Origin of the sequence: Burkholderia sp. L27(2015), assembly GCF_009765705.1 — a bacterium.
Taxonomy (GTDB): Bacteria; Pseudomonadota; Gammaproteobacteria; order Burkholderiales; family Burkholderiaceae; genus LMUX01.
Window position 1 is genome coordinate 72,055 of sequence record NZ_LMUX01000016.1, and the last position, 13,012, is coordinate 85,066.

General features: G+C 59.8%; 11 protein-coding genes and 1 pseudogene. 5 read left to right on the top strand and 7 right to left on the bottom strand.

The annotated features are described in order from the left end of the window. A pseudogene (locus tag GSQ77_RS08255) lies at nucleotides 1–379 on the bottom strand (group 1 glycosyl transferase); the annotation flags it as partial. Between the two features lie 410 nt (nucleotides 380–789). Here GSQ77_RS08255 and GSQ77_RS08260 point away from each other — a divergent pair. The 3 genes from GSQ77_RS08260 to GSQ77_RS08270 all read left to right on the top strand — a co-directional run bounded on the left by GSQ77_RS08260 (nucleotide 790) and on the right by GSQ77_RS08270 (nucleotide 4,195). Further along, complete coding sequence (locus GSQ77_RS08260) at nucleotides 790–2,037, top strand: oligosaccharide flippase family protein (protein ID WP_158900948.1); 1,248 nt, start codon at nucleotides 790–792, stop codon at nucleotides 2,035–2,037. Then, nucleotides 2,037–3,113 (top strand): glycosyltransferase family 4 protein, encoded by a 1,077-nt coding sequence (locus GSQ77_RS08265; protein ID WP_158900950.1) that lies wholly within the window; start codon nucleotides 2,037–2,039, stop codon nucleotides 3,111–3,113. Before GSQ77_RS08260 ends, GSQ77_RS08265 begins: the two co-directional genes overlap by 1 nt. A 323-nt stretch (nucleotides 3,114–3,436) precedes the next feature. After that, nucleotides 3,437–4,195: a hypothetical protein gene (locus GSQ77_RS08270; RefSeq protein ID WP_158900952.1), complete on the top strand. Its 759-nt coding sequence runs from the start codon at nucleotides 3,437–3,439 to the stop codon at nucleotides 4,193–4,195. 39 nt (nucleotides 4,196–4,234) lie between these two features. Here GSQ77_RS08270 and GSQ77_RS08275 read toward each other — a convergent pair whose 3' ends face one another. The 6 genes from GSQ77_RS08275 to GSQ77_RS08300 form a co-directional block, all read right to left on the bottom strand. Next, complete coding sequence (locus GSQ77_RS08275; RefSeq protein ID WP_158900954.1) at nucleotides 4,235–4,873, bottom strand: TIGR00645 family protein; 639 nt, start codon at nucleotides 4,871–4,873, stop codon at nucleotides 4,235–4,237. A 132-nt stretch (nucleotides 4,874–5,005) separates the two neighbouring features. Then, nucleotides 5,006–5,320, bottom strand: a complete 315-nt coding sequence (locus GSQ77_RS08280) for a cytochrome C oxidase subunit IV family protein (RefSeq protein ID WP_158900956.1) — start codon at nucleotides 5,318–5,320, stop codon at nucleotides 5,006–5,008. A gap of 8 nt (nucleotides 5,321–5,328) precedes the next feature. Next, nucleotides 5,329–6,021: a heme-copper oxidase subunit III family protein gene (locus GSQ77_RS08285; protein WP_158900958.1), complete on the bottom strand. Its 693-nt coding sequence runs from the start codon at nucleotides 6,019–6,021 to the stop codon at nucleotides 5,329–5,331. A 75-nt stretch (nucleotides 6,022–6,096) separates the two neighbouring features. Beyond that, a complete protein-coding gene (locus GSQ77_RS08290) occupies nucleotides 6,097–6,735 on the bottom strand; it encodes a cytochrome c oxidase subunit 3 (RefSeq protein WP_158900960.1) in 639 nt (212 codons plus the stop codon). Then, the gene (locus GSQ77_RS08295; protein WP_158900962.1) at nucleotides 6,732–8,501 is read right to left on the bottom strand and encodes a cbb3-type cytochrome c oxidase subunit I; all 1,770 of its coding nucleotides are present in this window, start codon (nucleotides 8,499–8,501) and stop codon (nucleotides 6,732–6,734) included. The genes GSQ77_RS08290 and GSQ77_RS08295 overlap by 4 nt, the downstream gene beginning before the upstream one ends. A 2-nt stretch (nucleotides 8,502–8,503) precedes the next feature. Next, nucleotides 8,504–9,646, bottom strand: a complete 1,143-nt coding sequence (locus GSQ77_RS08300; protein WP_158900964.1) for a c-type cytochrome — start codon at nucleotides 9,644–9,646, stop codon at nucleotides 8,504–8,506. A gap of 550 nt (nucleotides 9,647–10,196) precedes the next feature. Between GSQ77_RS08300 and GSQ77_RS08305 the strand changes: the two genes are divergently transcribed. Continuing rightward, the gene (locus tag GSQ77_RS08305; RefSeq protein ID WP_158900966.1) at nucleotides 10,197–11,939 is read left to right on the top strand and encodes an ABC transporter ATP-binding protein/permease; all 1,743 of its coding nucleotides are present in this window, start codon (nucleotides 10,197–10,199) and stop codon (nucleotides 11,937–11,939) included. Between the two features lie 64 nt (nucleotides 11,940–12,003). Continuing rightward, nucleotides 12,004–12,996 carry a transporter gene (locus GSQ77_RS08310; RefSeq protein ID WP_254067524.1) on the top strand — a complete coding sequence of 331 codons (993 nt, stop codon included), beginning with the start codon at nucleotides 12,004–12,006 and terminating at the stop codon, nucleotides 12,994–12,996. The last annotated feature ends 16 nt before the right edge of the window (nucleotides 12,997–13,012 follow it).

Below are 13,012 nucleotides of genomic sequence, written 5' to 3' on the forward strand. Positions count from 1 at the left end.
TGTTGCCAAACGGCGAACCGAGAAAGGGCAGCGCGTACAAGAAATAGTCGACGTAAGGCACGACGATGAGAGCGACGCGGCGGCCATGGGTCGCCACCGCGAGGGCATCCTGGAATTCGCGGTGATAGCGGACATAGGTCGAAGAGCCGAGACTTAAACGGCTCGCACGCGCCGGAACCTCGACGAAGTCGATCTGCAGCTGCGGATTGTTTTCGGCGACGATGCGCCGGGCCAGCTCATGTTGCGCGTTGCATCGCTCGGTCACGATCAAGCAACGATAGCCAGCCTCCATATAAGCCTCGGCGGCCCATTGAGCGTACCGCCAACGATGTCCTGAGAGATCCGGTTCGATAATCAGCACATAGTCGTCGTTTGTCATGGTGGCTATCAAAGAAGAAAAGTGGCCCATTTGGACCGGGGCTCATCGCTGAGCCAATCCGATTCGTCCACCTTAGCACTGCACAAATTCACCTAAACGCCAATATCGACCGACATTCGGCGAAAAACGACAGTAGCCCCTGTGGTTGCAGGCCGATATCGACTACCGAATGGCGCTCGTTGCTTGACCGGGCGCGTTACCTTTGCAGCGGTGATCAGCAAAAGAACAACGGGTATGGGTGCCGGGTATGGGTCCCGGGTATGGGTCCCGGGTATGGGTCCGTTTGGAATTAGGATTCGTGCGCAGGATCCACATGGGGTATTCGCGTGCCGCACTTATGCGTCGCATGTGCGTGGGCGCTCGGTCGGGCTATTTCTACAGCGACGTCGATACGCTGCGGGGGAACATCAGTGAGATCGGTCCGCTTGCCTTTTTTTTCGGTACGTCTCAATTTCGGCGCCAGCGCCGCGTTCTGGGTGCTGCTGCAACAAGTGACGGTGCGCGGCTTGGTGGCTGTGAAGTTCTTGGCCATCGGACGGATTCTCGGGCCTACGGCGATCGGTAGCGTCAGCGTCGCGCTGCTCGCAGTCGCCGTTGCCGAGTCGCTCAGCGATACCGGGCTTGCCCAGGCGGTGATTCAGGGGCGCGAGTCGCCCACGCGCACGGAGCTCGGCGCCGTGTGGACGACGCTCGCCGCGCGAGGCTTGCTCGTCGCCATACTGCTGATTGCCGTCGCGCCGCTGATGGATAGTCAGTTCCATCTCGGCGGCTCGCTCGCGCTGCTACAGCTCGCCGCCATCCTGCCCTTGATCCGCGGCGTCGCGTCCCCCGCCTATTACGTCGTGGCGCGCGAGCGCGGTTTCCAGCGCATTGCCGGCGTTGAAACACTGACCGCCTTCACCGATTGCAGCATCGGTTTGATCTGCGCGTTCGCCGGCGCCGGCGCCTATTCCATCTTGATCGGCATGGTGGCCGGCGAACTTCTGAAAAGCACGCTGACGTGGGCGACGATGACGCCGCGTCCGCCGATCCGCTTCGCCTGGGCGGGAATCGGGCACTACATCGGTTTCAGTCGCTGGATCTGGGCGAGCAGCGTGGTCAATTTGCTGCTCAACCAGTTCGACAAGGTGATCGTGGCCAAACTGCTGGGGCCTGCACCATTGGGCGCCTATCAAATGTCATCCAAGCTGGCCCAGATGTTGCTCGCCGACGCGGCTATCGCGTTTTCGCAATATCTGTTTCCCACCTTCTCCGCGCATCATCGCAAGGATCCCAAGGAGGCCGCACGGCTGTTTCGCATTTATCTCGCGGTCATCGCGGCGGGACTGGCGTTCCTTGTGATCGTGCTGCGCATGCTGGCGCAGCCGCTCTTCCTGCTGGTGCTGGGGCCCGCGTGGATGCCCGCCGTGCCCTTGTTCAGGATATTCGTGATCAGCATGGCGATCGGTGCGCTCATCGCCGTGCTGGTGTCGTATCTGCGCGCAGTCGGCTTGCCCAAGGTGACGACACAGGCGTCAGTGATCCAGGCGATCGTGCTGTTGGCGTGCGTGCCGCCGGCCATCCATTACTGGGGCGTGATCGGCATCGCGTGGGCGACGACGGTGGGGTTGGCCGCATCGTCGAGCTGGATGTTGTATCGAATCGCCAGGGAGGCGTGATGCGTATCCTTCATCTCGTACTTGCACCGCGGCTCTCGGGCGCCGAAGTGCTGGCCAAGGACTTGGCGATACACCAGCAACGCAGCGGCGAGAGGGTCGGCATTGCGTCGCTGATGCCGCAGCACGACGATTTTGCGTCGCTGCGGGCGGAGCTCGAGGCCAACGCGGTAGCGTGTCTTTTTCCGACGAAGGTGCATGGGCCGCCCGGAAAATTGTGGCATCTCGATCGTATGGTGCGGCGCTTTCGGCCCGACGTTATCTTCGCTCATGCGACGATCCCGGCGTTCTATGCGAGGGCGTTGCCGATAGCCGCGCCCGTCGTGTATGTCATGCATTCGGCAGCCAACGACTTCGAGCGCGGCCTGTTGCGGCGCGTCGAGCGCATGCTCTCGCGGCGCGCGCGCGCGGTGATCGCGGTGTCGCCGGCCAACGTCGACGACTACGTCGGCGCAATCGGCCATCATCCCTTGATGATGGTGATACCCAACGGCGTGGATATGGCGCGCTTCGGCGATGCTGCGCACGTCGGGCGTGGACCGCGGCAAACTCAGCCAACGATCGTGCAGATCGGCCGCTACACCACGGTGAAGAACCAAATGCAGACGGTGCATGCGTTCCAGGACGTGGCGAAGAGGGTTCCTGCTGCGCGCTTGCTTCTGTACGGGGTGGTCGAGGATGCAGCGTATTACCAAGCCGTGAACGAACGCGTGAACACGCTGGGTTTGGCCGACCGCGTCGTGGTGGGCGGGCCGCGCTCGGATGTATCGAGCCTGTTGTTCGACGCCAACGTCTATGCGATGCCGTCGAGATCCGAAGGGCACAGCATCGCGTTTCTCGAGGCGCTGGCGTCAGGCATCCCGGTGGTGGCCAGTGCGATTCGGCCGTTCGCGTTCGCCGCCGATTTCGCCAGCGTTCAACTTATCGATACCGACGATACGCAGGCCTACGCGCAAGCGCTGGTTGTCGCGCTCTCGCAGAGCCGCGCGCAACGGCCGTTGGCTGGCCTCACGCTCAAGGATACGGCCGATCGCTATCTGGCAGTGGCGCAGCGCGTGATACAGGCGAGTGCGGCATGAGTGTGCAATGAGTGTGCGAAATATAGCCACGCAGCATGAACGTGCGGTGCTTGGGCGTTCAGTTGAGGTATGCAATGACGCAATGCTTATTTGCCGGAAAATAGCCAGGGTGTGCAGTGAAGATCGTTGATCAAGGCACTGTCCCCAAGCGTCGAAATACAGTACTTCGCCGCCGTGTCGATGCGCTGCTTTGTTCGAGGGAATACCATCAACCCATAAACGCGTTTGACCTGGCGCGGACCGCTCGCGAACTGGGCATAAGGTGATGTATGCAACTGCGCTCGATGTAATGGTTCCGGCCTTTCATAGATGTTCTCGTTGCCATGAATGAAAGCGAACGCGACTTTCAAGATCTCGGTGTGACCGTCTTTGCAGGAGTCGTACCGAATAGCGCGCTTCAGAACATCAACGCGATAATCGACGCCACGCGGCATCAATGGCAGCCTGCGGACGGCAGGCGTGAATCCAAGCTTGCATTGCTGTTTGTCGAGTTGTTGCGCAAGTCGGATGCGTTCCGTGCGACCGAGGCCAAAGCATGCGAGGCGTCGCAGCGCTGGGCGACACAGAAATTCGGTCGCGCACTCGCGCTCAACCGGCTTTATGTCTTGCGTTGTGTTAATCGCGACACCTCATCGCAAAGCCACTTACGCCATTTCGACTCACACGTGCTGACGTTGTTGATTCCGTTGCGCTTGGCACACAGCGGCGAGCAGAACGGCGATCTGATTATGTACAAGAAGCAGCGGGACTCGATTTCGCTGGTACGCAACGTTCTCACCAAAGCGTCGCTGGTCCTGCAGCAACACTTGCCGTTCCGTGCGCGGCGCGCGCGGGTTCGGCGCGACATGCTGAGTAAGCGTTGTGTGCGCGTCGCGTGCGAACCGGGCAATGTGTATAGCTTCAACGGCTTTATCACGATGCACGCCAATCTCGCCGTCGACGCGGGGGAACGGCGCAGCCTCATCATTCATTATTACGATCCCGGTCTGACGGCTGGGTTTCGCAGTGCGACGCGTGCGTTGCGTTCGCTCAACGACCGGCTCAGGTACAAGACCCATACGAGACGGAACCGGTCTCCCTAGAGCATCGACGCTATCCGCGATATAGCGCGGTGCTCGGGTTTATGCGCGCTCATCCGCGTGCTCATCTGCGCGTTCACCCGCAACTTCACCTGCGCGCGCACCTGCTCTAACACTCAGTGCAGTCGCTTGCGCATGGGCCACCACCCAATCCATGACGGCGAGCAAGATGGCGGACACCACAAACGCCAAGTGGATGCCGACACTCCAACTGAGATCCCTGCTGGCGACCTGCCCGACGTGCATCAAACTCTTGAGCAGTTCTATGGCCGAAATGGCGACAATGGACGCCATCAGTTTGAGCTTGAGATCGCCGAATCCCACATGGCCGATCCATGCCGGCTTATCCTTGTGTCCCTCGAAATCCAGCGCGGACACGAAATTCTGATATCCGCCAAACATGATCATCAACACCAGGTTGGCCATCAAGGACAAGTCGACCAAGGACAAGATGTTGCTGATGGTGTCGCTGAGGTCGGTCGATACCGCTGTGAGCACCATCTCCCATAACTTCTGAGCGAATTTGAATAAGAGCAGCAGCAAGCCGCACACCAAACCCAGGTAAATGGGGGCGAGTATCCAGCGGCTGGAAAAGATCGTCGTTTCGATAATCCGCTCTATCGCGTGACTAGGCTGGGCTTGAGCGCGTGGCGACGCAGGATCTTGGTTGGGTGCAACCATATTTTTGAGATGTCCATCAAGGCGCTCCGAGGAGCTGGAGCAACCGATATTACCGTGAGCGGGCTAGTCAATCCACTGTGTCGATCGGCTGGCCGGGCGCTGCATCAATTCAACCGTGTCAATTTAACCGTGTCACTTGAAAAATATCCCGCGGGTCAGGAACGTGTAATCGGCTTCGGCGGCCATCAGGCCCACCAGCACCAGCAGGCACAGTGGCGGCAGCAAAATGGCGTACACCAGCGCCAGCCGCTCCCACTTCATGTGCATGAAGACCCCGACAATCAAGCCGGCCTTCATGAGCATCAGCGCGACGATGAGACCCCAGCGCAGATATCCCTCGATGCGGAAATAGTCGACCAGGTAGGACAAAGTGCTGAGGAAAAATAATAGCCCCCAGATTTGCAGATAGATGCGGATCGGATGCTGTTGCCCGACGGTAGTACTCATGGCTGGCCTCACCAGAGATAGAACAACGCGAAGATGAATACCCAGACCAGATCGACGAAGTGCCAGTACAAGCCGGCGATCTCTACGATCTGATAGTTACCGCTGTGTTCATAATGGCCACGCAGCACTTTGCTGGCGACGGTCAGCAGATAGATCACGCCGACCGTCACGTGCGCGCCGTGGAACCCCGTGATCATGAAGAAACACGAGCCGAATTGTGCCGCGCCCAGGGGATTGCCCCATGGGCGTATGCCTTCGTGCACGATCAGCTTGGTCCATTCGAGGGCCTGCATGCCGACGAACGATGCACCCAGGATGGCGGTGGCCAACATCAGCAGGGCGGTGCGCTTGCGATCGCGCCGATAGGCGAAGTTGACGGCCATGGCCATCGTGCCGCTGCTGGTGATGAGGATGAACGTCATGATGGCGATCAGCAGCAGCGGCACGTCCACGCCGGCTATGGTGAGGCCGAACACCTTGCTCGGATCGGGCCATGGCACGGTAGTGGAGATCCTGACCGTCATATAGCTGGTCAGGAAACAGCTGAAAATGAAGGTGTCGCTGAGCAGGAAAATCCACATCATCGCCTTGCCCCAGGACACCTTGAAGGCCTCCTGGTCCGACGACCAGTCCTTGACGATACCGTGCCAGCCGCTGGGCAATCCGAGCTCTTTGGAATGTTGCGGTGCGGACTCTGCCATGAACGTCTCCTCTTTCAGCTTATCCTTCAACTCGTCTTTCGACTCATTTTCTAACTCACGTTTTTAGCTCGCTTTTTAACTCACGCCGCACAAATTTCTGGCGATTTCAGGCGTGATCCACATCAACGCGCTAAACAACACCAGCCAGACCGCCAATAGAAAATGCCAGTACCGTGCGCACAGCGTCACGCACAGGCGTGAGCGCAGCGCACCGGGGTAGCGCCGCACCAATGTGACGCCCCATGTCAGCGCCACCAGGCCGCCGATCACATGCACGCCGTGCAAGCCCGTGAGCAGATAAAAGAAACTGTTGGCGGGGTTGGCCGCGATCGTGTGATTCAGCGCGTTCAGACGTTCCCACGCCCATAGTTGGCCCGCGAGGAACGCCAGCCCGCATAGACCACTGGCCAGCAGGCTGGCATTGAGTCCGTCCGGGCGAGGGCGGCGCGCAGTGGTCGCGGCGTGCTGTAGCGCGATGCTGCCCAGTATCAGTACGCCGGTATTCATCCACAATTGCCACGGAACCGCCAGAGGCCGCCAGTCGCCATCGCTCATGCGGATCACGTAAGCGAACAGCAGCAAAGTGAACAAGACCGACAGCACAGCAGTGAGTACCCACAAGCCGGTCTTGGCCGCTAGCTCAGTGGTGCTGCGGTACCCGGACGGGCCGCCTCCGGTCTCACCGGCTGCCCGCTGCAGGGGAGCGCTTTTCATTTTTGCGTCCCCTTGACGGATTGCCGCATATCCCCGGGTTCGCCAGGTTCGTCGTACGTGGCATCGGGCGGCGCATTCTGCGGCACGAAATCCTCGGCCGCACCGGGCACGCTGTAGGTATAGGCCCCGCGATACACGATCGGCAGCGTCGCGCCCCAGTTACCGTGAACCGGCGGCGTGTTCGGGGTCTGCCACTCCAGCGAGGCCGCTCGCCACGGATTGGCACCCGCGCGCGCGCCCTTGAACAGGCTCCAGCCAAGATTGAACAGGAACACCAGTTGCGCCAGGCCAACCAGGATCGCGACCACGGTGATGGCGGCATTCAGCGTTTGTGCCGAGGCTGGAATGAATTGATAGTTATCGTAGGCGTAATATCGGCGGGGCATGCCAAGCACGCCGAGATAATGCATGGGGAAATAAATCGCATAGGTGCCCAGGAAGGTGACCCAGAAATGGAATTTCCCCATGCCGTCGTTGAGCATTCGGCCGGTGATCTTGGGATACCAGTGATAAAGCCCGCCGAACACCACGAGTATCGGCGACACGCCCATCACCATATGGAAATGGGCCACCACGAAATAGGTGTTCGACAGCGGAATATCCACGCTGACATTGCCGAGAAACAATCCCGTCAGGCCGCCGATCACGAAGGTGCTGATAAAGCCGATCGCAAACAGCATCGGCACCGTGAGATGAAGGTCGCCGCGCCACAGCGTCAGCATCCAGTTGTACACCTTGATGGCGGTCGGCACGGCGATGATGAGCGTGGTGGTAGCGAAGAAGAAGCCGAAATACGGATTCATGCCGGCGACGTACATATGGTGCGCCCACACCACCAGGCTCAGCCCGCCGATGGCCACGATCGCCCAGACCATGTTGCGATAGCCGAAAATGCTCTTCCTTGCATGCACGCTGATCAGGTCCGACACGATGCCGAACGCCGGCAGCGCGACGATGTAGACCTCGGGATGACCGAAGAACCAGAACAGGTGCTGGAAGAGCAGCGGACTGCCGCCGTTATGCTGGAGCTGCGCGCCCATCGATACGACGGAAGGCATGAAGAAGCTGGTTTGCAGCAGTCTGTCGAGCAGCATCATGATCGCGCTGACCAGCAGTGCCGGGAAGGCCAGCAATGCCAGGATCGTGGCCACGAAAATGCCCCACACGGCCAGCGGCATGCGCATCAGCGTCATGCCTTCGGTACGCGCCTGCAACACGGTCGTGACGTAATTCAGGCCGCCCATGGTGGTCGCCACGATGAAAATCGCCAGCGACACCAGCATCAGCACGATGCCCCATTCCACGCCCGGCGTACCCGGCAGAATCGCCTGTGGCGGGTAGAGTGTCCAACCGGCTCCGGTAGGGCCGCCCGGCACGAAGAAACTCGCGATCAGCACCCACACCGCAAGTTGATAAACCCAATAGCTCATCATATTCAGGTACGGAAATACCATGTCCCGTGCGCCTATCATCAGCGGAATCAGGTAATTGCCGAAGCCGCCCAGGAATAGTGCGGTGAGCAGATAGATCACCATGATCATGCCGTGCATGGTGACGAACTGGTAATAGTGGTTGGCGTCGATAAACGCGAAGCGGCCCGGGAAACCCAGTTGCAGGCGCATCAAGTTCGAGAGCACTACCCCGATCACGCCGACCGCGATAGCCGTCAGTGAGTACTGGATCGCAATGACCTTGTGATCCTGGCACCACACGTATTTGGTCAAGAAACTCCGAGGTTCGTGTAGCGGCGACAGGTTCGCGTACATGGTCACACTCCTGATTTCTGCGTGGCTGTGCCGCTCTGGCCGGCACCCGTGCCTGCATTGGCTTTGATATAGGCGATCAGCTCCGCCACTTCTTGATCGGTCAGTTCGATTTTCGGCATGATGGGCGCGTAGCCTTTGACGACCCGTGCAGCAGGGTCGTGGATGAAGGCTTTCAGATAGGCTTCGTCGACCAGCGCGGTCGACCCGTCGGCCATGGTTTCGGTCTTGCCGTACAAGCCCTTCCAGGTCGGGCCGACGCCTGCATTGCCGTCCACCGAATGGCACGCGATACAGCCTTTGGCCTGCGCGAGGAGCTTGCCTTGCGTAGCGAGTTCGTCGCCGCCTGCACCGTTCTTGGCCATCGTTTGCGCGAACGTCGGCTGGGTCTTCAGCCAACTGGCGAATGAGGCGTCATCCTCCACCACGACGTAACCACGCATATTGGAATGACCGATGCCGCATAACTGTGCACAAACCACTTCATAGCGGCCGAGCTTGGTCGGCGTAAACCAGAAAGTGGTCACCATGCCCGGCACCATATTCATGCGTGCACGAAACGGCGGCACGAAAAAGTCGTGCAACACGTCTCGCGAACGCAGCAGCATTTTGACTGGCCGGTTTATCGGCAGGTGCAATTCATTATTGTCTATCAGGATGTTGCCCTGGCCGTTGGGGTCGGCCGGATCGATGCCAAACGGATTGTCCGAGGTGATGAAGCGCGTGTCGGTTTGTCCCAGCTTCTTGTCTTGCCCGGGGAAGCGATACCGCCATTGCCATTGTTGACCGAGTACTTCGACCACCATCGCGTCGCGCGGCGTCTTGAGATACTCCGCATAGACGAATAAGCCTGGTGCCAGCAGCAGCACGATCGCCAGCGTCGTGCCCAGTAGCAGCCACCGTTCCAGTTTTCGATTGTCCGGCTCGTAGGCCGCACGCCGCCCTTTTCGGTGGCGGTAGCGGATCAGCACATACACGAGGAACAGGTTGATGCCGACAAAGAAAATACCGGTGACCACCAGTGTGATGGTCAGCGTGTCATCCATCTGCCGCCAGTTGGACGCCAGCGGTGTCAACCACCACGGGCTCAGGAACTGAAAAAGCACGGCGACGACGGTAATGAGAAACAGTGCAATGGCTAACGCCATGATTGCCCCGCGTCTTTCTTATATGACCGATGTGCCCTGGACTGGGCCTGTATTCGCCTCGTGGGCACTTGCGCAGAGCATGGGCATGACTCGCGCACCAGTTTTATACAGACTAGTCTTTCGCTCAACGCTGCGCAAGCGGGGGCACTCCCCATATGACGTGGGAATGGTCTGCATACCTTTATATTTTGCGGTGCAGCATAGGGCTGGCGTTCGAAATCGGCCGGTACCGCTGTGGCGGCGGTACGGAACCATGTAGGACAAGTGGGACCAAGGTCCAATATCGCCTTGAGCGTATCGTGAATATCCTTGCTGAAAACTAGCGAAGCATTCGAAGCGTCCCCTATCCGAGCACGCTTCGAGGAGCGCTCAGAACCGTTACCGTCAGGGCGGGTCCTGGCATATCGATAGCAGATCTGAAGGTGGGGCCTGCCGGCCCGAAGGTGGGGTATGACCCGCTTCCCGCTGAGCTGAGGCATGGTCATGCATGCACGTATCGGAAGTCACCCGCGTACCCGATCCACGATTGCTGTGCGTTACGGGGAAGCTCATGACCAACCCATCCTCCGGCCCTGCATCTGGGCCGCTCGACCGTGTCTCAGCATGGGATCTGATCAGACCGTACTGGGTCTCTGAGGAACGCAGGATCGCGTGGGGGCTGCTGATCGCGATCATCGTAATGGACCTGTTGCTGGTAGGCATCAACGCCCGGTTGAACACATGGAACCGCGATTTCTACGACGCACTGGAAAGCCGGAACGTGCACGAGTTCCCGCAGCTGATGTTGATGTTTGCCGGGCTTGCGTTCGCGTCCATCGTGATCTCTGTCTACAAGCGCTATCTGCGGCAGATGCTTGGCTTCCGATGGCGCCAGTGGCTAACCACGCGCTACCTGCGAGAGTGGTTGGGCGACGCCACCTTCTACCGCATCGAGCGCGACCGCCTCGTCGACAACCCTGACCAGCGCATCGCTGTCGACCTCGATTTGCTCGCCACTACCACGCTTGCTCTCACGCTCGACCTGCTTTCGACGGTCGAGACGCTCGTCTGGTTCTCCATCGTCCTATGGAGCACGGCGGGCGCGCTGGTCGTCATGGTGGGAGGCACGCCCGTCCAGATTCAGGGCTACATGCTTTGGGCAGCGATTGCCTATGCGCTTGTCGGCTCGTTCCTGACAAATAAGGTCGGTCACCCGCTTGTGTCGATCAACTACCAGTTGCAACGCGTCGAGGCGGATTTCCGGTTCGGCCTGATCCGCCTGCGCGAAAACGCAGAGCAGATTGCGTTTTATGTCGGCATGCGGACCGAGGGATCGAATGCCGAGGGGCGGTTCGGCCGGATTCGTGAAAACTGGTGGCGCCTCATGAGATACACGAAGCGCTACAGTTTCGTGGTCAACTTCTACAGTCAGATCGCCGAGATCTTTCCGATCGTCGTTGCATCGCCCCGCTATTTCGCCGGCGAATTGAGTTTCGGCACTCTGATGCAGATCGCTGACGCATTCGGTTCGGTTAGCGAATCGCTATCGTGGTTCATCAACAATTACGACACGCTCGTCGAATGGCGCGCGACGGTCAACCGTCTGCGCGAGTTCAAGCGTGTCATGCGGCAACCTCGTCTGAAGGAGTCTGTGTCGCCTGCCACCGAGCATGGCGGCATCAACCTGCACCACGTCGCGGAAAACCAGCTCGTCACGCACAACCTCATGCTTGCGCTGCCTAACGGCGAGACGCTCGCGTGCGTATGCGACATCGCCGTAAAACCCGGTTCGCGATGGCTTGTGCGCGGGCCATCCGGCTCGGGCAAGAGCACGCTGTTGCGAGCGCTTGCTGGTCTCTGGCCGTTCGGCAATGGCTCGATCGATGCACCCGTGGGCGCGCGCATGATGTTCATCCCGCAGCAGAGCTATCTGCCAGAAGGCACTTTGAAGGCTGCGCTGGCGTACCCCGCGTCGAGCGAAACCTTCAGCGACGACGACTGCCGCGAGGTACTGCGCGAGTGCCGGCTGGAAGACTATGTTGACCGATTGCAGGAGTCCGACCACTGGTGGCGCATTCTTTCCCCGGGCGAGCAGCAGCGGCTGGCAGCCGCGCGCGTGCTGCTGCACAAGCCTGACTACGTGTTCCTCGACGAAGCAACGAGTGCGCTTGACACTGAAAACGAAGCACATCTATACCGCCTCCTCACCGAACAACTACCGAAGGGGGCGATTGTTAGCGTCGCGCACGGCGAGTCGCTGGTGAAATTTCACCAGGAGACGCTCGATATCAGGCGTGCGCGCAAGCCTGATTGAGCCGATGATGTTCGGCCCTCAAGGAACCTATCGAGCCGTTCTTTCCGCATCCTGCGCAGAGGCGATGATGAAGTCACTGGGAGCGTTGGTCGACGTGAGCCGCGAAGGGGGGTCTGCTGGCACATCGGGCATGGGCTGGTGGGCTCAAACCCTCCGGTGTACTCGGCATGCGAGCACGGGCGTGGCCATGCTGTGGTCAACGCTGGCACCTGCGCAGGAGATGGAGCCTCGCGCTTACTCAGCCGTTCCCATCGGCGCGAACTTCATCGTCGCGGACTATGCGAGGTCGAGCGGTGACGTCCTGTTCGATCCGTCGCTCCCGATTACCAACCTGCAGGCCAGGCTTAACAGCTACACAGTCGGTTACTCACATAGTTTCGGCATCTTGGGCCACGTTGCGAGCATCGCTGCGTCCACGTCGTACGCCAACGCGAACCTGACTGGAAATGTGGAGGGTGTGGCGGGACAAGCGTACCGATCGGGCATGGGCGACATGCGGCTCAGATTCGCGGCGAATCTTCTGGGCGGCTCCGCGATGACGCCAGAGGAGTTCGAGAAGCGCAGTCCGCAGACCACTCTGGGCGCCAGCTTAAGCGTGGTCGCGCCGACGGGCCAGTACGAGCCCGCCCGTATTATCAACGTGGGTTCGAACCGATGGTCGTTCAAACCCGAGATCGGGGTATCCCAACCCATCGGCGATTGGTTCGTGGAGGGCGCAGCGGGCGTATGGCTATTTACCGACAATACAAATTTTTTCGGCGGTCAGCATCGCAGCCAGGACCCGCTGCCCGTTTTCCAATGGCACGGTGGCTACAACTGGCGTCCTGGTCTGTGGATCGCCGCGGATGTGACGTATTTCACGGGTGGGCTGACCAGTGTGAACGGCGTCGGGGACGACGATCGGCAGCGCAACGTGCGCTACGGCGTCACGCTCTCGGTTCCACTGTCCAGGCAGTGGTCCGGAAAGCTTGCTTGGTCTCGTGGCGTGGCCGCAGGTATCGGCGGCAATTTCCAAACCGTTTCTATTGCGCTTCAGTACCACTGGTTCAATCAATGAACAGTAGTGAGTTCCT